Raw genomic sequence first — 21,904 nt, 5'->3', positions numbered from 1 at the left:
CATCTTCATGGGCCTCACCCAGATAACTCCCCGATGTCACCACCATGGCTGCAGTGGGATGTTCTTAGTCAATCTCAGTCTGGGTGAACGTGTAAAAACCCTTAGTTGTCCGCATTCACCCATGATTGCTAATAGCCATCACCAAGGGCCAGGAATTACTTGAGACGTTTCCTTGGCACCCAATCACAACTATCCATAAGGAGATGTAAGTGGAAGATAAAATCCCCCTAGGCAACGCTATGGCAACGCCAGTATGTCATTACTGTGGGAATGCAATTACTGGTACTAAGCCAAGAATCTACTGTAGCGACAGATGTCGAGTAAATGCATGGAAGCTCCGTAATAGAAACAAGGTCCCCATAGCGAAATTGCCAAAGGGCAATAAGAGAAAAGATTGCACCGTCTATGAATGTCCGCAATGTGAAACAAGATACCTAGGAGTCCAGCGATGTGACGACTGTGGCTTGTTCTGTAAGAAGGTCGGAACAGGTGGACTCTGTCCCTCTTGTGATGAAGTAGTAGCCTTCATCGATCTCATTTGAGGATAAGACCACCAAAAGCTACTATCGCGCGTTGGATTGCTTTCCTGTAAATATTAGGGACCAGGACACCACAGCTTTTAGGGTAAGTATTCTCAGCTGATTAGGTTTCCTTCCAACTAAATCGAATCGTTGCTGTTTTGAGCTGGAATTTTAGCTATGACGATTTAGAGCAGGATCAAAAAATAAAGAATCTTTTGTTTAATTGGTAGTAGTGACGGGCTGTGGATCCTGTTGACCAAGAGTAGCTAATGATAAATCGATGGGTGAAAGCCATAGCTTTGGGTTAGCCCGCATTCTTGGTCCACAAATCCATAGCCCCTTTGCAGCCTTTAGGCTCTGGCGATCTCAAAGTGTCATCGCTTTAGCCAAAGGCCATGCCTAGGCCATAACAATGTGGATGTGAATCGTTATGGCCTAGGCAGCCAAAGCAGCCGGAGAGAATATCTTACTTTTGTCTCTGAGCCACCTCTAGATTATCAACTAGTGGTCCATGACCTCTAAAGATTGAGGAATACCGATCCACAACCATATTCGCCACTACCATATTCGCCACAGCGACCCTCACCTTTGAGGCTTTGGGCCAAGAGCTTCACGTAGATATCTGAAGCTCTCACAATTGCGCTGGTGTCGGTCGATTCCTGAGGAATCCAAAGCTATAGGGCTAGCTATAGCACTACCGCCAGATTCCCATCGATTCTAAGGCCCATTAATGAATCAGGATTATCCACAAGGACTCAACTCTCAGTAGGCCCCGTAGCCCAGTCATTATCGATTATCAAGACAATGTCGACAAGTTCAGCTTTATGGAGTAGTTCAATTTCGCTTAGATGGGGTTACGTGATTGCTTCCAATGGCCATGGCGGGTTTCTGACTAGTCAGTGCTGTGACTCATCGTCGATGAAGCGCACCTTCGAGATCACCTAAGAGACAATTGCACAATTCGGAAATCAACTCTTTCGGGTGGCATTTTTTGACTCGGAGTGGGGTTGCTATGCCTTATTTAGCATTAAGTTCGGAGCTTTAAATCCAAAACAGCTAAGGATCTACTTTCGCAATTGTCTCCTAGGCTTCAAGCGCCGTGGTTATCAACCTCGGTCATATTGGCTCCACTGGGATTGGGCAGAAAAGATGTGAGATCTAGGTTTGGTCATTTGATTCATGAGAAACGGAGATCACTCCGATGTTGGTGGCACTTGCTACCAGCAACTATCAATCGAGACACTAAATGGATGTATCAATCGTCCTGATAGTCACCACAAGATTGAAAATAGTCATTCGACTCAATAGCCCCAAGAGCACTTGGTCTATGATTTGATGGACCTTGAGATAACAAGAGGATCATTCCAAAGCTGAGAACCCAATCACAGGTGATCAGTGATTGCCAAAATGCACTCTGAGATATTTCTATTACATATTAAGATCCTATGACTACAACAAGTCCTAATGGACTGTGGATTTGTGGACCAAGAATATTACAGGTAGTCAAATTTGTAACTTTCGCCTACCGAGTTGAAATCGGCGACTCTTGGACAACAAGACCCACAGCCCGTAGCTACTACTAAATCAACAAAAAGTTCTTTCTTTCCTAATCATCAAGATGCTGCCGTAGCATTAGCCCCACGTCCTAGAACCAACAATCCAATTAATTCGAAGACCAATACTTATGGATCATGACCGTTTGGGCCAAAGACTATAGCTATGAAGCCATAGAGCCTCGAGTTGATCCATGGATATACGACAACCAGTGCCTTGCCTAAGTCCTAACGCCTAAATGGATAAGTTTTCCAAGCAATCCAATTCAACCAGTCAAGATTTAACCCAGTGGCAAATGTCAGTTATCGCAGTGGACTTTGACCCAAGAGAATTCAAAAATCTACAACCAGCGATATCTCAATCTGCTCAAACGCACTACCATGAATGGGTGGGGTGGATCAAAAATAGGTTGCTGCTAGTGGGTCAAAAATAGGTTGCTGGCAACAATAGATAATCTTTCCGGTTTCGTGGTTGGTTACCAGAGTCAGATAGTTGTGATGCTTTCGATAGGAGCTCTCATCCACCCCTACCAAAAAGAGGTTCTCTAGTCGACTTCGATCGAGCTCTTCAGCCACCACCCGCTCGCAGATCATCCCTACCGTCCTGAAATGCAATTCCTGTGAGCTTGGTAACTGTGGTTTTATCCATTTTTGAGGTGCACCAGGCAACCAGGTGCTCGAAGTCTCTGGTGAAACGCGATTCACCGACTGGTCTGGCAAATGGAACCGATTCAGTTATTACTCCGTGGATTGGACACTTCAGTCGTCTAAGTTGACAATAAAGCCATGTCTGGCGGACTCCCATGTCCATATGTCTCCAGCGCGAGTTGACAGTTCTAGTGTCGTAGGAGAAGTTAGTCCTGTAATTGTAATTAGGACATGCAAGCTTGGTATGAGTGAGCTTGAGCTATATCACAATCTCGCCGTTTGACAGAGAAACTTCACTTATAACGACACCTTCTAAGCCAAGAATCTGCTTAACGAAAGTGGTAGCGTGCTCGGGTCCGGTCTCCCTTTTTGAATGTTTCGTAACTGAAAAATTTAGGGGCTTGGATCCGGTCAAGTTTCTTGAAGGGCTATTTCAGATCCGAGAGTTAGGTGCGTACTGGGATTGGCACTTGCTTTAGTAGTATCTGGGACCCACATCTATGTCAATAGAGCCATATTTCCTAGGACCTGAAGCTAATGATCTGAAGCTACAAGTCCATATCCTATATTGTCCTCGATTGCCTGAAAAAGAACTGAGACGTAGTTTTCCTTAGGAATTACGTAAATAAATACTGTTCAGCTTAAGTTTTAATGTGCGCAATACCTGACGCTTCGACAGTATGAGGGTGACCTGGGGCGAATCGGCAATCACAGAGTCCTGCGGAAATACTGCTTCTAAGCCACTCCTTGTCGATATCATCTAGGAAGTTATACGAAGTCGACTTCACTTCCAAATTCCCTAATTTACTGAGCAGAAGTCATCTGCACCACTTTATTTGCTATTTAAGAATCGCTATTGACTCCAGGAGAATTATTAGTAGCCAGCGAACAATTATGAAAATCGATAATGTTCAGATCGAGTAATGTGTGAGGCGTGTATGAAGGAAAATATTTTTCTACCCGATAGATCTCTCCGCCAACTGTAAAAGCCAAGGTCACGCACATCGGTAACGTAAGATTCCAGGAAGGCACTAGCGTCAAAGCTATAGATGCATTGAGGGCTTCTCACCGAAATAGATGTCCTGCCTCCCGTGCCAAGCACAACAGAAAGAGGCATAAATGGCTTATCAGACGGTAAATCCATATACAAATAAGTTAGTCCAGAGCTTTCCATACGCGTCAGATGCTGAGATCGACGCCGCAATCCTGTAATCTCACGAGGCGTTCTTGAATTGGTGTACCACCGGGTTCGAAGATCGATCGAAGGTCATGACGCGAGCAGCAGAAATACTTCGAGCTGATAAGCGTATGTTCGCGGATGTGCTGACCTTGGAGATGGGAAAGATATCCGCCGAGGCAGAGCTTGAAGTAGAACTTTGTGCCGACATCTTCGACTACTTCGCCGAGCACGGCGAAAGTTTCCTTAAGGATAAGCCCCTTGAGGTCAAGGGCGCTAAAGAGGGTACTGTGACGATTGTATTCGAACCGCTCGGAGTTATCTATTGCATTGAGCCGTGGAACTTTCCTTACTACCAGGTTGTGCGCGTTGCTGCTCCACAGATCCTCGCCGGAAATACTGTCTTACTAAAGCATGCGAAGAACGTGCCTGCAGCGGCACAGGCAATGCAGAAACTCTTCAATGATGCTGGGCTTCCCGATGGCGTCTTTACCAACCTATTCATATCGATTGCCTCTACCGATCACATTCTGGCAGATCCACTGGTGCGAGGAGTTGCGCTAACTGGTAGTGAGCGCGCCGGCACGATCGTGGGTGCCGCTGCTGGTAAGAACCTGAAGAAGGTCACGATGGAGCTCGGTGGTTCGGATGCATTCATCGTTCTCGAGGACGCCGATATCGACAAGACCGTTAAATGGGCGGTAATGGGGCGGCACTGGAACGCCGGGCAGGTGTGCTGTGGGTCAAAGCGGCTGATAATTGTGGATGCAGTATACGACGAGTTCATGGACAAGTACCGTTCTTCAGTGGCGGCACTGCGCGCTGGTGATCCGCATGATCCAGTCACGCAACTTGCTCCGCTGAGCACGCAAAGTGCAGTCGATATGCTCGCCGAGCAGGTGAAGACGGCTATCGACAGTGGTGCGACCGCAGAGAGGCTAGGCGAAGCAGTCCCTAAGCAGGGAGCGTTCTTCCAACCGACCATCCTCACCGATGTGAAGCCGGATAACCCGGCGTATCAGACCGAGTTCTTTGGTCCGGTGAGCTTGGTCTTCCGTGTCGCCGACGAAGACGAAGCGATCTCCGTTGCGAATGCCTCCATCTATGGATTGGGCGGGTCGGTGTTCACTCGTGACGTGGTCCGTGGAGAGCGTGTCGCCCGGCGAATAGAGACAGGCATGGTCTTTGTTAACCACCCAACTGTGGTTAAAGCCGACATCCCATTTGGAGGTGTGAAGAACTCTGGCTTCGGAACCGAACTCACCGAATTCGGCATCCGCGAATTCGTCACTAATAAGGTGGTCGGCGTCGTTGATATCGACGCACCCTTCTAGGTGATATAGGAGCTGGTCTCGGTATTTTATTGCAGTTGCGTCGATGGAGTTACGCCGTTTTTTCTTTACGTCGCTGTCGTGAGATAGCCGAGACTGGCAGTTGTTGGCCTGTCATCATGCGTGCGTGGTTGACGATATCGAGATGATTCTGTTACCCGTCTTCGATCTCGGAAGCTAAATGTTATTCGTGATCTCAATTAGTTTTCTAAATTGGAAGTCCAAAGTGTGGTCATCTGATTTAGTTGCCGCCTGACCGTCGGCAACTAAATCAGAACTCGTCGACTGAAAAGGCGATCTACGAGAAATCGAAATTTCAAACTTTTTGCGGCTCCAATATGCCAGAAAAAAATTCCTCTGAAACTGAGCAAATGTGCCAACTATCCTGACACCTAGGGCGATTGTTTATCGAAAGACGATCACCTCGAAGCCCCGCTTGAACACCGAGATCTAGATTCGACCAGAGATGCGAAGGGTAGTCAAGCTGTTGCTGGCAACACAAGCCAACCAAATGTTGTGCCTAAATATCACGTTCATTGGAATTGAATCTCGAAAGTGTAAGTAAGTTATCAAAAACCCAGTTCCCGCTTGACCTCATCCCAGGGCCTCGCTGTTGTTCGACCCGCCTTAAGATCGGCCAAACGCTCCATAGCGATCCGACCTCTTCCTGGTCCCAGAGAGCCTCGTATTGCTCTACTAGATCAGCCGGAGCAATAGCTGCCACCGGCTCATGATTTCTACCGCGGTGAACAAACGTTACTTCTCCAGCAAAGGCAGTACGATTCACTAACTGAGAGAAGTTGTTTCGAGCCTCAGTGACTGAAAGGTTCTTGTTGTCTGTTGTATCCGTTGCCATGTCTTCAGAAGTAGGACAAGTACGACATGTATAGCTTCACAAGTTTTTCAAGTCGCCTTGCCGTGGGCAAAGGCCCATATTAAACCCAAATGATAGATGTGAATTAGGTGGACTCAGGTGTCGCAAATGTCGGTAATCGGTTTTGCTGCTACGAACTGGCCCTGACGAAAACATTGCCGTAGTTGATCTCTTGACTCTATGTCCGCTTCCTAGACCGAGAACAAGGCAAGATCGTAATTGAGGCGAAAAGATGAGACCAGACATGGACTTACATCTCTATGCAATTTGAAAAATAATATGACTGGCGGATAGCAGGGCCAGCAAAGTTATTTCCTTTACTGGGAAATTTGATCGAATCTCTGCAACAACTCCCTATATATCGAGAACTAGACGCAGCGCCGCTTCTATCTGTTTCATCTCGTCAAAAGTTAGACGACCTGCAGGCTCTCCCAGCCGCTGTGGGTCCACTGCAGCTGTCTGCTCAACTAAGACATGCGTCTTCTGCCCCAGAATATTTACCTCAGGGCGAAAAGTTGCCGCTCGTGCCGAGGTCGATGTGGGTGCTACTAAACAGGTTGATAAGGGAAGTAAATCAGACTGTAGTACTACGGCAAAGCGTTGTCCAGATTGTTCATGTCCGCTGCTACCTCGAGGGGACCGCAAAGAAAAGACCTCACCACGCACGCAGTGTCTCCATGTCTTTTAGGACCTGAGCCGCTTCAGCGAGGTCTTCGTCATCTGCTGCTAATCGAGTGGCTTCCTCTAGAAGATCTTGCCTCACTCGATTGCGCGCTGCTTCGATAAGTGCATTTCGAACTACGGTCGATACGGGAGCACCGTCGTGGGTCAAAACCGAAAGAGCCCGCATGGCCTCTTCGTCTGGGCGAAAAGTGATTGTCTTTGTCATAAGTATTATTGTAGCACATGGTGTAAGACGCTTGATGGTGGAAGGCTATTGCGGTTTATTTTTCTCAAGTGGCTTATCGGCAGCGACTCGCTTTTATAATTCAAGCAGTTGCAGAGTTCGCCATTCCGCCTCCGTTATTTAGCCAATAACAACTGGATGGGAGAGGGAATAGAGGTTGCCCACAAATAATGGGCATTTCTTGTCCGGCATGGGCAATTCCTGCGCCGATTGTGGCACTCTTGCTTGAATGATTTGGGCTTTGAACTCTCGGCTAGCAGTTTTAGCGTAAATAAACCAATAAGGTCGATATTGTTGCCAACGCCTTGAATCCGATGCGCTTTTGATTTTGCAGTTCGCCGCTTTATCCTCCCATCTTGACACCTAACGGTTCCCACGTATTCCTTGAACGATAAATGAAGCCCGTGAGATAGGTACTTTGGGTCTCGTTATTCGTAACCTCTCCGATTCGAGGAGTTGTATGGTGAAATACTCCCCGCCCTTACGGACGGGACTTTCCGGCGCAATTTCATGCATTATTCCCAGTAAAGACCATAACGGTTGGGTTTAGTAGGTTCTTTAGGTTTACCATGTATTATACTTTAGTATAACTAATTTGAAAAAGGAGCGTAGTGTATACAACGAATCTTCGTAAGGTCGGAGGGTCAGTCATGCTTGCCGTTCCCCCTGCTCTCCTCGATCTATTACACCTACATTCAGGTGAGACTGTCGGAATTGAAATAGATAACGATCGGCTAGTAATTACAAAAGCTCCGCGAGCACGATACACCTTGGAAGAATTGCTAGCTCAATGTGATGGATCAGTGGAACTATCTCAAGAAGACCGGGTTTGGCTTGATTCAGAGCCCGTAGGGAACGAGCTACTTTAGTGGAACGTGGCGATATCTACCTTGTGTCGCTTGACCCAACTTTGGAACATGAACAAAGAGGCACACGTCCCGTATTGGTGGTATCAGCTACTGCATTTAATCGAGTCGTTAGGGTCCCTATAGTCTTGCCCATTACAACAGGAGGTAACTTCTCCAGGACGGCGGGTTTCGCTGTGTCACTCCAGGATGCAGGAACGAGTACCAACGGAATAGTCAGGTGTGATCAGCCGTGTGCTATTGATTTAGGAGCCGCTAATGCCCGTTGGTTGGAAAAGGTTCCAGGATCAGTTCTCGACGAAGTGCTGGCGAAGCTTGCTCCGATATTTGAATGAGAGAAATAGCACACCTTCTAAGTTTGCCATTGAAACAGTGGCTCGTTGAAAATGTTTAAGGTTGCGGCGTCGTAAGGATGTCCCTAAGCAGGATGATCCTATGTCATCAATCTCGTCTATAAAACGAGTGAGGCAGCTTGTTCCTTGAGGGTAGTAGCGGTTGGCGAGCGACCAACCCGTAAAGGTGCATCCGTTGAGAGTTACGGACGGTTGTTCGATGCGTGGATAAGACTTGCAACTATTCGAGTAAAACATTAGGTAGCCGACACGGAGCGAATTTGAAATTTAGAATCTTCTTTTTTGCATCCATGTTTGATCGAGCCTAAAATTTCGGTTCATCTCACTTTGTTATGAATCTCTCTCACGTCCAAAAAATCCGTATCCTGAAGTAGGATTTTATAGGAAAGGGTAGACCAATAAGCACTATTGGTCACTCAACTTTTTGACGAATTTTTAATTCCTAGGTGAAACCGAACGATCTCACGTAACTTACGATACCGATCGGTTGCATGCTATACTTGAAACTGATCGGTGTCAAAAGGAATATTTATGCGAGTTCGATCTATCCGCGACGTTGCAGCGGCAGTGCGTGGTCGTCGAAAAGATCTTGGTCTTAGTCAGGCTGAACTTGCCGAGATGGTCGGTGTTTCCCGTAAGTGGATCTGCGAGTTCGAGGGAGGCAAACCAAGAGCAGAGTTTGCACTCGTCTTAGGAGTCTTGGAATACCTCGGCTTGACAATAATGATAAGTCAGGACATTGAAGAGACGTTCACACCAACTGTTAGTCTTGACTCACTTCTCGAAGAGCATCGCTACCATGAGTGATGGCCTCTACGTAGTTTACGACAATGAAGTCGCTGGTCTAGTCACTCGTCTGAATAACGGGCGACTCCGCTTTGACTACGATGATGAATACCGCCGAAAGATAAATTCTACTCCTTTGTCGGTATCTATGCCCTTACAAGTACAGTCGCATCCTGATAGCGTGATATCTCCTTGGTTAAGTGGACTTCTACCCGATAATGAAGCTGTTATTGCACGATGGGCTCGATACTATCAAGTAGGTGCCTCGTCGGCCTTTTCGCTGCTCTCAACGCCAATCGGCCATGACGTGGCTGGAGCATTTCGCTTCGCTACTCCCGAGGCTCTTGATGAAGTTCGAGAACGTAACGGACACGTGACCTGGTTGAATGAGGACGAATTAGCAAGGCAACTTTCAGAGTTGAAGGCGGATACTACCTCATGGCTGGGTCGATATTTCCAAGGTCACTTCAGTCTGGCTGGCGCACAAGCCAAGACAGCCCTCCTCTTCGCGAATGGTAAGTGGGGTGTTCCAACAGGGTCGATTCCTACGACTCACATCCTCAAACCCGCGGTTAGCGGTTTCGATGGCCACGATATAAATGAGCACCTCTGCCTCGATGCAGCGCGACGCGCAGGACTGGTTGTTTCTCGGTCGCAAATTATGAGCTTTGGAGATGAGTCAGTGCTTGTTATAGAACGCTATGATCGGCGAGTTGTCAATGGTGAAATCGTGCGAATCCATCAAGAAGATCTCTGTCAAGCATTATCGGTATGGCCATCGTATAAGTATCAAAGTGATGGTGGCCCAGGTCCGAAAGATATCGTCCATCTCTTTCGGCAAGTGATGTCCACTAGGAGCAAGGAAGACGCAATTGAACGTTTTGTGGGCGCCCTAGCGTGGAATTGGATTATCGGTGGAACTGATGGCCATGCGAAGAATTATTCTCTAGTTCTTTCGCAAGGGGATATTAGGTTGGCTCCCCTGTACGATATCGCGTCAGCTTTACCATATGGAACCCATGAGCGGAAGTTGCGATTGGCTATGAAGGTCGGTGACGAATACCTCGTCGCACCCATGAGGAACCTCTGGCCAAAAGTAGCAGATGATCTCGACTTAGATCCAGATTTGACAATCGAAAGGGTAGTGGAATTGGTTCGAAGGGCACCGGACGCCATGACGGATGCCGCTAGGGCAATTGGTGATTTGAGCTTGAATCATGCACTTACGCCACACCTCGTTGACCTTGTTAGTGAAAGAGCTCGCCGCTGCCTAAGAATTCTCGGAAATTAAGAACGAAGCCGCCAATTAGCAATGGTGTTTTTTCGCCTAACCGATAGGTTTGCACTTGATTCGATCGAAACCTAACTGGAACGGGCAACCGTGCATAAAAAAGGTGCCTAAGGACAGATACCAGAGATAGGGGAGCGGGAACCTAATCTCTAGGTGTGCTTGTGGATTTTTTGGTAGAGCAATAAGTCTTTTCGCTAGGGGGAGCGTTACGAAGGGGGAGGTACTCGTAAGGTCTTATGAGGCAGGCCGTGATTTTCCTCTTATTGATTGCCATGGTGGCATTTAACATTGCACATACGAGGTGGCAATGTGAGGTGCCTATTAAACTCTGGATAACGTCAACTTTGCTCTTAAGGGTGACTCCTTAACTGCCGCTTTCGTCACAAGGAGTTGAGCGTGAACTCTTCCAATATTTCATACTCTCGTTGGCTGCACGGATCGATTAACGCTTTATTTGGTGTAAATGAGGACAGTCCAAATTGTTTATGCGCGCACACAATTGTCGAAAATGATTGAAGAGGTAAGTTCGACGCACGGGCGATTTGAAATTACCAGGAACGGATATCGTGCCGCGGTTCTTTTTGGCGCTGATGACTATGACGCAATTTTTGAAACAATTGCGGTTCTGTCAGACACTTTGCTTCTTGAAGCCCACAAGAGGGGATTGGAAGGTCATCAAGAAGGTGATACATTGGGCGCCGAAGAGCTCAGACAAGCGATGATTAGGTCTGGACGACGTGTCGTCGCGAAATGATGATAGTTATAGTTTGCGTATCCCACACTCTGCTTCGATTTCGCTCCGTCAAACAGTACCGGAAAAAGTAGTGCCTTACCGCATATAGATTCAATAATGGTACATGGCTGCAGATGGGAGATAGCTAATACTGTACAAGGACTTTAGCAGCTCAGGTAGGCGCAGGGACCTCTTAATCCAGGGTCAGGCACATCAATCATTCCTAAGAAAAAGTAGCAGAAGGCGATTCAAAAGGTAAGCAAATGGATGTAGCTTGGGTTTCGCGAAAGTGATAACTTTACTTGCAGGTTCCCGATCTGTAAACCCAACCGATCCAAGTGCGGATTCCGCGGCAATTGGTATGTCGGAACACCGATAAGAATCGACTCGTCTACACGGATATAAAGCACGAAAGACGAATCGTTGCAAGCCGGTTACATTAGGGGCGTTAAATCGTGCGGCAGCCTCAAACTTCAAAAGGCTCGTCGCACGCAAATTGGAGACGAATCACGTGAGGTCGGTCGCTCTAATCGAAGTGATAACTAACTGCGTTAGCAACTACCTCTCGCAACTTGATTCGGATGCTATCCTCGTTGAAGATCGCCTGGCGCACCCGGAGTATCTGGACTAGTTAGCCACACTCAGAGCCACTTCGAATATGAACTCCAATTCTGACCCACTCACACTGTAGGGTACCGGTTCGCGAGGCTGGATAGCGATCGAACCCGGCCCTTGCATCTTTGCGTAGCGCTGATTGTGTCCGTGCTCGTATATCGCCCGAGGGTTAGAAAGTTGTCTCGGCCCTCCACTGCAGCGTCGTCGGGTCCCAATGACCGATTGCCGTTCCGTCGAAAACTGCGTTGATGAATGGCGTGACTACGCCCAGTGCTTCGTCGAGCGTCGAGGCCAAAGGCAGCAATGACCGTTGTGCCTCCCTCTTATATCCCATCTCCCAAAGTGCACGGTCGGGTACGTCGAAGCGGTCAGGCGGAACGACTCCACGCCGCTCCACTTCTGAATGCATTGCCGCCCTTTGAAGACCGGCGTCTACCGACGCCTCCGTTATAATGGCGACGAGGTCGACAAGGTCCTTAAAACGGGTAGACGGACGGTCCCCATGCCGCTCGATGATTGCCGCCACTTTGTCGGCTACATGGTCTACGAGCGGGTAAACCCTATAACCATGCTGGGTAATGTCGGGCATCATGACACGGAATAGTGCCGGCATTTCATCAGGTTCTCCGGTCATGCGGAGATTCGATCCAACAAGGTCGACGTGAAACTGAGCCCACCTTGTCGCTCCGACGTATGCGGTTACTGGAAAGCGGGAGCCGGCTGCTCCGTCTGAGTGCGCGCGCGTCGGGCCTATATCGAACCTGAAGTAGTCACCGATATCGAGAGCTGCCGCTCGTGCGATGTCGACTTCGGCCACTTCATGTTCCACCGCTCGATAGACGTCGATATCGATTGTGGCTCGAACGCCAATCTCGCGGGCAAGGAGCGCCGTTGCGCCTTTAACGACCCACCCCTCGTCGATAAGGTATAGCCGCTCCAAAAAGCGGTCGTACGTCATCTGCCGCTGGAGCTGCGGGAGAGTCCACCGACTGGATTCCGCGACCGTCTTGAGTTTGTCGGTGAGCGCCCGACGGAAGGCCCCCGGACTAGAGTAGGTTCGCTTTCGTTCACTCACGCTGTAAGCCCGTGTTGTGACACTGATTGAGCGCTAGTCGGATCGTACCGTGCGTTGCGCGCCTCTTGCATCCATTTTTCCGCCTCCATGTCACCGACGAGGTCGAGCAGCCAGCGAAGAAGAGAGAGACCATCGTTATGGCGTAGTCTGAATCGACCTGCGTGGGGGGCGAGGCTCACAGCGAAGGCTTCGGGGGAGTCGAAGCCCTGGCGGATGGCGTCAACGATAATCTGAGCGACAGCCCCAGGATCCTCGTGTTCGTACAGCAGATCAGAGGCAATTCGCGCTGGACGGGTCGTCGGCAGTCCGTGAAACTGAATCCACTCTCCCTCTGCGAGGGGGCGTCGATGAAGACGAACATCTCGCCGCCGGCTCTGCTTGCGCTGAGAAAGCGTGAACTCGTGCCGGTCCGCGGGGAGGTGGCCTATACCATAGAGCGCCGCCGCCGACCGATGCGACACCACGCCCTCTGTGGGAGTGCGCTCCCATGCGGGTACAGCGGGAACCAGCTGAAGCCATGCGGCCCGCAGTTCCATGTGATCAGGAGTGGGCGAACCCACGAGACGGTAGATACCGTAGGCGACTCGCTCTAGTAGTGAATCTGGAGCGGTAATGCGGTCGAGGGTTGTTGCTGGAATCTCAGCGTTTTCGAGTTGACGACGGGTCACTAGGCCCCACTGGTCTTCGGCGAATTCTGCAATGCGATCTACGGTGGTGGTACGATTCACTACTGCAGTATACCCCGTTAACGGGGGTAATACAGTACTAATTTCGTATGACTACTACGCAATACCCTATAAACGAGGGGTTTCACAGTATTATGAGAGATCCTACTCAACCCCTGGACACTGAAAAACATACAATCGTCTCGAACACATTCGACTATAGGTCGGTAATTCCCAACTCATGTTCCTCTGCTCTTGAACTTAGAAATCCTTAAGAGGTTAAATTCTCCGATTGTGCGTTAGCTTTCTTCGCGTGGTGCACAAAGAAGGTGAGATGAATGGATAAGTCATTCGTTGAGGTGCTCGTACGATTAGTTGGAAGTCCGCTAGTGAGCGGCCGAGGACCTTTTCAAGGCTTTACGGCGGTCGACTGTGCTTTTTCATTTTATTGGACGAGAGTTCTCATTTCAAGTTTCGGTCTATGTGGATTTGCGTTACTCCAATGCATCTTGCAGCTTTTACGATCACTCGTCTGCTTCGAGCAAACTGTTACTTTCGGTACGCACTTGAATGACGCACTCTGGCGGATGCGTTTGATCCACCCCTGAAAAATCTTCTAGTTTAAATTTCGGTCTGAATCCTAATATTAGCGATGGATCGCCAAGAATTAGCCTTTTTTGGTGAAACCGAACGATCTCACGCAACTTACGATACCGATCGGTTGCATGCTATACTTGAAACTGATCGGTGTCAAAAGGAATATTTATGCGAGTTCGATCTATCCGCGACGTTGCAGCGGCAGTGCGTGGTCGTCGAAAAGATCTTGGTCTTAGTCAGGCTGAACTTGCCGAGATGGTCGGTGTTTCCCGTAAGTGGATCTACGAGTTCGAGGGAGGCAAACCAAGAGCAGAGTTTGCACTCGTCTTAGGAGTCTTGGAATACCTCGGCTTGACAATAATGATAAGTCAGGACATTGAAGAGACGTTCACACCAACTGTTAGTCTTGACTCACTTCTCGAAGAGCATCGCTACCATGAGTGATGGCCTCTACGTAGTTCACGACAATGAAGTCGCTGGTCTAGTCACTCGTCTGAATAACGGGCGACTCCGCTTTGACTACGATGATGAATACCGCCGAAAGAAAAGTTCTACTCCTTTGTCGGTATCTATGCCCTTACAGTTACGGTCGCATCCTGATAGCGTGATATCTCCTTGGTTAAGTGAACTTCTACCCGATAATGAAGCTGTTATTGCACGATGGGCTCGATACTATCAAGTAGGTGCCTCGTCGGCCTTTTCGCTGCTCTCAACGCCAATCGGCCATGACGTGGCTGGAGCATTTCGCTTCGCTACTCCCGAGGCTCTTGATGAAGTTCGAGAGCGTAACGGACACGTGACCTGGTTGAATGAGGACGAATTAGCAAGGCAACTTTCAGAGTTGAAGGCGGATACTACCTCATGGCTGGGTCGATATTTCCAAGGTCACTTCAGTCTGGCTGGCGCACAAGCCAAGACAGCCCTCCTCTTCGCGAATGGTAAGTGGGGTGTTCCAACAGGGTCGATTCCTACGACTCACATCCTCAAACCCGCGGTTAGCGGTTTCGATGGCCACGATATAAATGAGCACCTCTGCCTCGATGCAGCGCGACGCGCAGGACTGGTTGTTTCTCGGTCGCAAATTATGAGCTTTGGAGATGAGTCAGTGCTTGTTATAGAACGCTATGATCGGCGAGTTGTCAATGGTGAAATCGTGCGAATCCATCAAGAAGATCTCTGTCAAGCATTATCGGTATGGCCATCGTATAAGTATCAAAGTGATGGTGGCCCAGGTCCGAAAGATATCGTCCATCTCTTTCGGCAAGTGATGTCCACTAGGAGCAAGGAAGACGCAATTGAACGTTTTGTGGGCGCCCTAGCGTGGAATTGGATTATCGGTGGAACTGATGGCCATGCGAAGAATTATTCTCTAGTTCTTTCGCAAGGGGATATTAGGTTGGCTCCCCTGTACGATATCGCGTCAGCTTTACCATATGGAACCCATGAGCGGAAGTTGCGATTGGCTATGAAGGTCGGTGACGAATACCTCGTCGCACCCATGAGGAATCTTTGGCCAAAAGTAGCAGATGATCTCGACTTAGATCCAGATATGGTAGTCGAATGGGTGGCGGAATTGGTTCGAAGGGCACCTGACGCCATGGCGGATGCCGCTAGGGCAATTGGTGATTTGAGTTTGAATCATCCACTTACGCCGCGCCTCGTTGACCTTGTTAGTGAAAGAGCTCGCCGCTGCCTAAGAATTCTCGGAAATTAAGAACGAAGCCGCCAATTAGCAATGGTGTTTTTTCGCCTAACCGATAGGTTTGCACTTGATTTGATCGAAACCTAACTGGAACGGGCAACCGTGCATAAAAAAGGTGCCTAAGGACAGATACCAGAGATAGGGGAGCGGGAACCTAATCTCTAGGTGTGCTTGTGGATTTTTTGGTAAAGCAAGAAGGCTGTTCGCAAAGATAAGCGTTACGAAGGGGGAGGTACTCGTAGGGCCCTACAAGATAGGCGGTTATTTTCATTCCATTGATTGGATTAGCGGCGCCTGATATTGGCCATTGCATGAGTGCTCGCTGTGTCTATAAAAGGGCCTAAGTTGCGTCAAGTTTGTTGACAGAGTTTGGTTCTTTCTTGCCGCTCTCTTCCCAGGGAGCTGAGCGTGAATTTTCACAATATTTCGTACTTCAGTTGGCGGCTAAAATCCATTAGCGCAATAGTTGTAAGTGTGTCAACAGTCCCACTAGCTGATGCTCGCGCACAATTGTCGAAACTAATTGAAGAGGTGAGTCCGACGCGCGAGCGAATTGAAATTGCCAAGAGCGGATATCGTGCCGCGGTTCTTTTTGGCGCTGATGACTATGACGCAATTTTTGAAACAATTGCGGTTCTGTCAGACACTTTGCTTCTTGAAGCCCATAGGAGGGGATTGTCCGACAATAAATAAGGTGACACTTTAGGCCTCGAGGAGCTCAAGCAAGTGATGATTAGGTCTGGGCGACGTGTCGTCGCGAGATGATCGTTAGAGTTTGCAGATTGCGCGTTCCGCGTCAGTCGCACTAGCTGAAACACTTCCGGAAAAGGTAGCTCTAGCAGCATACGAATTCATTACTGGAGCCTTACTAGATAATCCCTACCGAGTTGACAAGCCTTTGAAGGAGCCCCTTTTGCATATTTTTACGGCTCGTCGCAGTTCCTATCGGATACCATACCTAATTGATGAAGAGTCGCGCAATGTAACGGTAACGGCCGTAGTGCACGAGTGCGACGCATACAGGACGAGACACTAACCGTTCGGGCGTCGGTAGAACATCGTCTTTCTTTGTTCCGTGGATGGATTATCCTGGGTTCACCCCGATAGTTTACAAAAAACACGACGTTGTTTTAAAATGTAAACTATGCATGGTGAAATGAGTTCAATAGGCGATCGCATCAAACGCGCTCGGAAAGCCTCTGGTCTATCCCTACGGGAACTGGGAGAGCAAATCGGAATTTCGCATACAGCTGTGAGCAAATATGAAAACGGTTTAATAACGCCCTCATCAACCATGCTTATAAAACTCGCGCGTGCTTTGGGAGTTCGCGTCGAGTACTTTCTACGCCCTGCAGCTTATGAACTGTCGAATATTGAGTACCGCAAGATGCAGGGCCTTTCTAAATCAGAGCTTGGCGCGATTGAATTTGACGTTATGAAGCAAATAGAACGGTTATTTGAACTTGAGTCGCTCCTACCATCGCTTCAAAGCAAATTTCAAAAAATGAAATTGAATTCGTCCGTGAATGCCACGAGTTATGACGATATGGAAATGATCGCTGACGAAGTTCGTAGTGATTGGGGGCTAGGTTTAGGTTCGATTTCAAACTTGGTCGAGGTCATAATCGAACAGGGGATCCGAGTGATCTTCACGACTGTCCCGATTCCTGCAAGGTTCGATGGCTTATCAGCGATGGTTGGTGAGACACACCTAATAGTCGTCTCTAAAAACATTACTGGGGATAGGCATCGGTTCGCAATAGCCCATGAGCTCGGCCATATAGTACTTGCTGGTCAGAGTATATCGCCAGATTTGGATATGGAACGGGCTTGCAATCGCTTTGCCGGGGCTTTGCTTTTGCCTAAAGCGACTGTAGTTGAACGTCTTGGAGCGAGTCGCAGGAGTATAGATGTCAAGGAATTGTCTTTACTAAAGGCTGAATTTGGATTGAGTATGGCAGGCATTCTTTATCGAGCCCTTGATCTTGGAATATTAGGTCGAGACCGTTGCAAGGCGATGATGATAATGTTTCGGAAAAATGGTTGGAGTAAAGTTGAACCAGGAGAACAGTATCCGCCGGAAATCGATTACTCATTTCAGCAGCTCATCTTTCGTGCATTGAGTGAAGAATACATTGGGTCGAGTAAGGCTGCCGAGCTCTTAGGTATCTCAATCGATGAATTCAACAAGATACACGACTTTGCCTCGACATGCGACTAATAGTCTCGGACGCAAACGTGCTCATAGATCTGGTGGATGGTGGCATTGCTCCGGCTATTGAAAGGCTTCCCTAAAAGGTACTTGTACAAGAGATCCTCTTTGACCCTAGGTGTCAGGATGGTTGGCATCTCTTCAAATACAGTTTGGATGAACTGATAGTGCTAGAACGTCAACCCACGAAGAACCCAACATTGGGATGGTGATACGAATACCGAATCGGTTTCGCTAAGCGTGTTAGCAAGACAAAGCGAGGACAAAGGAGTTCCGAAGCGCTTGCTTTGGAATTAATGATATCCATCACTTGTGGTGTGGGATCAGAATTGGCTAGGCGAAAAGCTCATCCTTAGCGATTGAGGTACCTAATTCACATTCACCTGAATTTTCCACAATCTTTGGACCAGCCCGCCGAAATTTCCGGATCACCTAGAAATCGATCTGATTAGTGTCTCTTGACGTTTGAATTGAATCGCAAATATTGGAGAGGAAGTCTTAGATGAGTTTAAAGAAATGGGAGGTGGATACCAAATAACGGCATCTCGCCAAATTGGAAGGTGGCGGGGTGTGATTCTCCAAGCACACAAACCTGACGATGAGCGGATAGGAGCTATCTGCTATCCAACAAGTCCAGATCCAATGTCAAATGAAGAGGTGGTCCCCGATGGAGACGCAATTATCGCCGAACTGTCGAAATCCAATCTGTCACCGCAAAAGCTTCTATTCGATGAGTATTGCGAAAAATACCAGAAACGCCCATCTGGGTACCGACAGTTCTGTGAGTTCATTCCTCAAGTTCTCGCCCTATGGGGTTATACATACTTTACTTGAGCATAAGCCAACCATCCTGACAACTAGGGCTAAATCACAACTCGAAGGCGGTTTATCAGAAATATTTAGGATTTTTTGATGGCAATCCCTCCAATCTCAATCCTCTTCCGCCAAGCGAGGCCGGTGAGGCCTATGTTGAATATATGGGTGGAGCTGCGGCCATACTAGAACGAGCACAGCGCGACTATGGCCTTGGAAAATATAGGTGGGTCAGCCAAGTCTTTACTCATTTGGTCTTTAGCGAACCAGAGAATATCGCTGCCCGTCAACTTCTTGCTTCGACATATGAGCAGCTTGCTTATCAGGCTGAATCTGGCCCCTGGCGTAACTTCTACCTTTGTGGAGCGCTAGAGCTTCGCTCGGAGGTCTCATTTGTTCCCACGGCCCGACCTGGGGCAAATTTTGAAGTTCTCTCTTCGATGTCTATCGATATGATCTTTGATCTTTTTGGAGTCCGTCTCAATGGTCCAAATGCGCAGGGGCGCAATATGGCTATAAATTGGGACTTTCCTGATACCGGCGAGAAGTGGGTCCTGTGGTTAGAAAATAGTGCTCTAAGTTACCTAGGCCGCCATGATCTCGAGGCTACAGCTACCATTCGATTAGATCGCCATGTGCTGGATCTGGTCCTTGGCCAATAGCTTGCCATGATCGATGCTATAGGTTCAAAGCAGGTAACTATAGATGGCGATGTTGGCGCATTGATTGACTTTTTTAGCCGTTTGGACAACTTCGAAGTGGACTCTAATATCGCACTGTCTTAGTGGGGCTTGAGAGAGTCTCTTCGTGCCACTAGGGGCTGCCCATGTGCATGAACATCCTTTTGTTCATAGGTAGCACTTCCCAGATTTGTTAGGTTTATCAAGGATTTAGTCAGAAGAGAGCTCTTTGGCGCAGTCGCCACTTTTGACGAGCAGTTTATTGTCGCAGGTTTTTGTAAATTGAAAGTTGACGGGCTCTCCTAACCTTCATGTGGATCAACTCGCCCTCTCGAACGGAAGTCTGAGATCGATTGGTCCACAAGATAGCATCACCAACGATTGAGTTCCCTCAGCAGAATGAAGTCCGTAGCATCTGGCCATGATCGAGCAGAACTTGGTGTTCAAGCCTTCAACTCGACCATTTGATACGCCGAGCTAAGCGGCATCCCGTTGCAATAAAGGTAGCTGACTGAGTAGCGTTGGCAAATCTGACCTTACTGTCTCCCAGACTACTTCTAGGTTTAGGGCAAAATAGCCGTGAGCAATTTGGTTTCTCATACCCCGCATGTTTCGCCATGGTACTTCCGCATGATCCAGCGCAAATTTCGAGTAATGTCCCATGATAAGGGTTGCTGGTTCGCCAACTATAACGAGACTCATGATGACGGCCTGTTGTGTACGTTTGTCACCAAAAAAGTCTGCCTTGTCTAACCCCTCGACGAAGGCGCATGCGTCCGCCGCGGCTTGCTTCATGTGCTCAAGGTAATCCGGAAGGCGATTTTCGTTCATACAGCCTTGGCCTCTTCGAGTACCTTCGCTCGAATTTTTGAAGGCAAATCTCTTGGTGTCACAAGATCTACATGGATTCCAAGCAGCGATTCGAGATCATCGAGCAGGCCACCCAAATCCAGTAACGTCGCACCCGGTAAAACGTCGACCAGTATATCAAGATCGCTGCCCTCTTTATCGGTGCCATGCAGCACTGATCCGAAGACACGAGGATTCGAAGTGCGATAGCTGCTAACTAAGTCGCGCACTTGTCTTCGATTCATTTCGAGCACTTCAGACGGCCGCATCAAAAAACCACCTAGTAGAAGCAACCTGTTTAAAAGTTCTGCGGGGTTCAACTCTTCGAGTACTATCTTAGAATTGAATCGCCCCGATTGCGCTCGATGAGGCGCCATGCGGTAGCGCCGTATAGTTATTGACCGAATCTAATGTTACGCATCAGAGATCGATTGCAGCGGAAAGGCAAGGTTAAGTTGAAATGTGACCAGCGGCCTTGGCCGGCTCCGATTAGTGGGTCTTCGGATTTAAGGGTGGAAAGTAAGCATCTAAATCAGATAAAGCCTCTTGAAAGGCTCCCAATTTATCAATCCACCACTAATGTGAGTTTTGTGTCCATTATGTAAAGTGTGGAAAACGCTACGCGTTTACACCAACCGTTTGACCTTCGCCCACAGGCTCAACAACCAGCCGCTACTAATTAATCGAAAAAGCTCTATGGATTTGCCTTAAAGTCACTAATGTGTAAACACAACCCGATCCAAAGATCACATTCATTTTGGACCATTAAATGGGAACCCGCCACAGTCGCCAATATAGTCATGAACTGGGCTTTCATGGGGTGGTGCCCGAAAGTAGAATTAACATGGTATCCATGACTTACTGCTCCACGTCTTCGCCACAGGCGACTTACCCTCTTGAGTACCCCCGGGTGAAAATTATGCTTCTGGATCTAATTCATTAGCGCTCAGCACGAAATCTACCAATTTGCCCTGGTAATACACCAGCGGTGTATTACAATGTAATTCAGTAGAGGAGGCCATTATGCCTGCAAATGCGCTGGTTCAGGCTCGTATTGATAGTGCCATAAAGGAAGAAGCCGCTCTTGTCTTAAAAGCAATGGGGCTAACCGTATCTGACGCAGTGCGTCTACTCCTGACTAGAGTCGCTACTGAGCACGCTCTACCTTTTGATCCACTGCTTCCCAATGAAGAAACTATCGAGGCAATGAAAGAAGCACGACGGGGTAATCTGCCCTCCTTTGCAACGGTTGAGGAACTGATGGCAGATTTGAATGCGCCTGATTGAGACTACCAATGCTTTCAAACGCGATTACAAGCGAGAAGCAAAGGGGAAACATAGGCTCACCCTAGAAAGAGACTTTCACAGTATCGTGCAATCCTTAGCTAATGACGAGCCTTTGGAACAACGATATCAAGACCATCCGCTTGCGGGAGAATGGAGTGATCATCGCGACTGCCATATTAGACCCGATTTAGTGCTCATATATAGAAAATCAAATCCGGATCGCGTGCAACTAGTGAGGCTTGGTTCGCATTCCGAACTCGGACTGTAGGGTTCAGCTCAAGATCTCAAAGTGGTTGATTAGATTACAGATCCAACAATGGTGGAAACGCCACACCATTGTTAACCCGACCATAACGATCCGTTTTTACC

The 21,904-nt window shown here is 48.3% G+C and carries 21 protein-coding genes and 2 pseudogenes; 16 read left to right on the top strand and 7 right to left on the bottom strand.

Annotated elements, in window-relative coordinates:
* Positions 1 to 209: 209 nt before the first annotated feature.
* On the top strand, positions 210 to 542 hold the full coding sequence (locus ACIDITHRIX25_RS73345; RefSeq protein WP_152625793.1) for a hypothetical protein: 333 nt from the start codon (positions 210 to 212) through the stop codon (positions 540 to 542).
* A 2,100-nt stretch (positions 543 to 2,642) separates the two neighbouring features.
* Here the strand turns inward: ACIDITHRIX25_RS73345 and ACIDITHRIX25_RS73340 are convergent.
* A complete protein-coding gene (locus ACIDITHRIX25_RS73340; RefSeq protein WP_152626170.1) occupies positions 2,643 to 2,879 on the bottom strand; it encodes a hypothetical protein in 237 nt (78 codons plus the stop codon).
* Positions 2,880 to 3,841: 962 nt separating this feature from the next.
* Here ACIDITHRIX25_RS73340 and ACIDITHRIX25_RS73335 point away from each other — a divergent pair.
* A pseudogene (locus ACIDITHRIX25_RS73335) lies at positions 3,842 to 5,233 on the top strand (NAD-dependent succinate-semialdehyde dehydrogenase).
* A gap of 517 nt (positions 5,234 to 5,750) precedes the next feature.
* Here the strand turns inward: ACIDITHRIX25_RS73335 and ACIDITHRIX25_RS73330 are convergent.
* The 3 genes from ACIDITHRIX25_RS73330 to ACIDITHRIX25_RS73320 all read right to left on the bottom strand — a co-directional run bounded on the left by ACIDITHRIX25_RS73330 (position 5,751) and on the right by ACIDITHRIX25_RS73320 (position 6,993).
* Positions 5,751 to 6,086, bottom strand: a complete 336-nt coding sequence (locus ACIDITHRIX25_RS73330; RefSeq protein WP_201732632.1) for a hypothetical protein — start codon at positions 6,084 to 6,086, stop codon at positions 5,751 to 5,753.
* A gap of 372 nt (positions 6,087 to 6,458) precedes the next feature.
* On the bottom strand, positions 6,459 to 6,770 hold the full coding sequence (locus ACIDITHRIX25_RS73325) for a type II toxin-antitoxin system PemK/MazF family toxin (protein ID WP_052607174.1): 312 nt from the start codon (positions 6,768 to 6,770) through the stop codon (positions 6,459 to 6,461).
* A complete protein-coding gene (locus tag ACIDITHRIX25_RS73320) occupies positions 6,760 to 6,993 on the bottom strand; it encodes a hypothetical protein (RefSeq protein WP_052607176.1) in 234 nt (77 codons plus the stop codon). The genes ACIDITHRIX25_RS73325 and ACIDITHRIX25_RS73320 overlap by 11 nt, the downstream gene beginning before the upstream one ends.
* Positions 6,994 to 7,622: 629 nt before the next feature.
* Between ACIDITHRIX25_RS73320 and ACIDITHRIX25_RS73315 the strand changes: the two genes are divergently transcribed.
* From ACIDITHRIX25_RS73315 to ACIDITHRIX25_RS73295, 5 genes are all read left to right on the top strand, one after another.
* Positions 7,623 to 7,880: an AbrB/MazE/SpoVT family DNA-binding domain-containing protein gene (locus ACIDITHRIX25_RS73315; protein ID WP_052604414.1), complete on the top strand. Its 258-nt coding sequence runs from the start codon at positions 7,623 to 7,625 to the stop codon at positions 7,878 to 7,880.
* Positions 7,880 to 8,212: a type II toxin-antitoxin system PemK/MazF family toxin gene (locus ACIDITHRIX25_RS73310; RefSeq protein ID WP_052604413.1), complete on the top strand. Its 333-nt coding sequence runs from the start codon at positions 7,880 to 7,882 to the stop codon at positions 8,210 to 8,212. The genes ACIDITHRIX25_RS73315 and ACIDITHRIX25_RS73310 overlap by 1 nt, the downstream gene beginning before the upstream one ends.
* A gap of 549 nt (positions 8,213 to 8,761) precedes the next feature.
* Positions 8,762 to 9,037, top strand: a complete 276-nt coding sequence (locus ACIDITHRIX25_RS73305) for a helix-turn-helix domain-containing protein (protein ID WP_201732631.1) — start codon at positions 8,762 to 8,764, stop codon at positions 9,035 to 9,037.
* On the top strand, positions 9,030 to 10,307 hold the full coding sequence (locus ACIDITHRIX25_RS73300) for a type II toxin-antitoxin system HipA family toxin (protein WP_201732630.1): 1,278 nt from the start codon (positions 9,030 to 9,032) through the stop codon (positions 10,305 to 10,307). The genes ACIDITHRIX25_RS73305 and ACIDITHRIX25_RS73300 overlap by 8 nt, the downstream gene beginning before the upstream one ends.
* Positions 10,308 to 10,770: 463 nt before the next feature.
* Positions 10,771 to 11,061: a type II toxin-antitoxin system Phd/YefM family antitoxin gene (locus ACIDITHRIX25_RS73295; protein ID WP_052607158.1), complete on the top strand. Its 291-nt coding sequence runs from the start codon at positions 10,771 to 10,773 to the stop codon at positions 11,059 to 11,061.
* Between the two features lie 763 nt (positions 11,062 to 11,824).
* Here ACIDITHRIX25_RS73295 and ACIDITHRIX25_RS73290 read toward each other — a convergent pair.
* Entirely contained in the window at positions 11,825 to 12,613 is a 789-nt protein-coding gene (locus ACIDITHRIX25_RS73290; RefSeq protein ID WP_152626205.1) for a nucleotidyl transferase AbiEii/AbiGii toxin family protein, read from the bottom strand.
* Between the two features lie 1,547 nt (positions 12,614 to 14,160).
* On the opposite strand from ACIDITHRIX25_RS73290, the gene ACIDITHRIX25_RS73285 reads away from it, so the two are divergent.
* The 7 genes and pseudogenes from ACIDITHRIX25_RS73285 to ACIDITHRIX25_RS73255 all read left to right on the top strand — a co-directional run.
* Positions 14,161 to 14,436: a helix-turn-helix domain-containing protein gene (locus ACIDITHRIX25_RS73285; protein ID WP_082058881.1), complete on the top strand. Its 276-nt coding sequence runs from the start codon at positions 14,161 to 14,163 to the stop codon at positions 14,434 to 14,436.
* Positions 14,429 to 15,706 (top strand): type II toxin-antitoxin system HipA family toxin, encoded by a 1,278-nt coding sequence (locus ACIDITHRIX25_RS73280; protein WP_201732629.1) that lies wholly within the window; start codon positions 14,429 to 14,431, stop codon positions 15,704 to 15,706. The genes ACIDITHRIX25_RS73285 and ACIDITHRIX25_RS73280 overlap by 8 nt, the downstream gene beginning before the upstream one ends.
* Before the next feature lie 462 nt (positions 15,707 to 16,168).
* The gene (locus ACIDITHRIX25_RS73275) at positions 16,169 to 16,387 is read left to right on the top strand and encodes a type II toxin-antitoxin system Phd/YefM family antitoxin (protein ID WP_213333407.1); all 219 of its coding nucleotides are present in this window, start codon (positions 16,169 to 16,171) and stop codon (positions 16,385 to 16,387) included.
* Positions 16,388 to 16,469: 82 nt separating this feature from the next.
* A complete protein-coding gene (locus ACIDITHRIX25_RS73270; RefSeq protein WP_201732627.1) occupies positions 16,470 to 16,730 on the top strand; it encodes a type II toxin-antitoxin system RelE family toxin in 261 nt (86 codons plus the stop codon).
* A 120-nt stretch (positions 16,731 to 16,850) separates the two neighbouring features.
* Positions 16,851 to 17,915 (top strand): helix-turn-helix domain-containing protein, encoded by a 1,065-nt coding sequence (locus ACIDITHRIX25_RS73265; protein WP_201732626.1) that lies wholly within the window; start codon positions 16,851 to 16,853, stop codon positions 17,913 to 17,915.
* 507 nt (positions 17,916 to 18,422) lie between these two features.
* Entirely contained in the window at positions 18,423 to 18,740 is a 318-nt protein-coding gene (locus ACIDITHRIX25_RS73260; protein WP_201732625.1) for a hypothetical protein, read from the top strand.
* 41 nt (positions 18,741 to 18,781) lie between these two features.
* Positions 18,782 to 19,381: pseudogene (locus ACIDITHRIX25_RS73255) on the top strand (alkyl sulfatase dimerization domain-containing protein); the annotation flags it as partial.
* A 495-nt stretch (positions 19,382 to 19,876) separates the two neighbouring features.
* On the opposite strand, the gene ACIDITHRIX25_RS73250 reads toward ACIDITHRIX25_RS73255, so the two are convergent.
* A complete protein-coding gene (locus ACIDITHRIX25_RS73250; protein WP_052605454.1) occupies positions 19,877 to 20,230 on the bottom strand; it encodes a HepT-like ribonuclease domain-containing protein in 354 nt (117 codons plus the stop codon).
* On the bottom strand, positions 20,227 to 20,517 hold the full coding sequence (locus tag ACIDITHRIX25_RS73245; protein ID WP_052605462.1) for a nucleotidyltransferase family protein: 291 nt from the start codon (positions 20,515 to 20,517) through the stop codon (positions 20,227 to 20,229). Before ACIDITHRIX25_RS73245 ends, ACIDITHRIX25_RS73250 begins: the two co-directional genes overlap by 4 nt.
* A 754-nt stretch (positions 20,518 to 21,271) precedes the next feature.
* Here ACIDITHRIX25_RS73245 and ACIDITHRIX25_RS73240 point away from each other — a divergent pair.
* Both ACIDITHRIX25_RS73240 and ACIDITHRIX25_RS73235 read left to right on the top strand, forming a co-directional pair.
* Positions 21,272 to 21,535: a type II toxin-antitoxin system RelB/DinJ family antitoxin gene (locus ACIDITHRIX25_RS73240; RefSeq protein WP_052605453.1), complete on the top strand. Its 264-nt coding sequence runs from the start codon at positions 21,272 to 21,274 to the stop codon at positions 21,533 to 21,535.
* Positions 21,522 to 21,803, top strand: a complete 282-nt coding sequence (locus ACIDITHRIX25_RS73235) for a type II toxin-antitoxin system YafQ family toxin (protein ID WP_052605452.1) — start codon at positions 21,522 to 21,524, stop codon at positions 21,801 to 21,803. Before ACIDITHRIX25_RS73240 ends, ACIDITHRIX25_RS73235 begins: the two co-directional genes overlap by 14 nt.
* The last annotated feature ends 101 nt before the right edge of the window (positions 21,804 to 21,904 follow it).

It is taken from the genome of Acidithrix sp. C25 (assembly GCF_904848545.2).
Note: the sequence above shows the minus strand (reverse complement) of the source record. Positions and strands in the feature narration are given on the sequence as shown.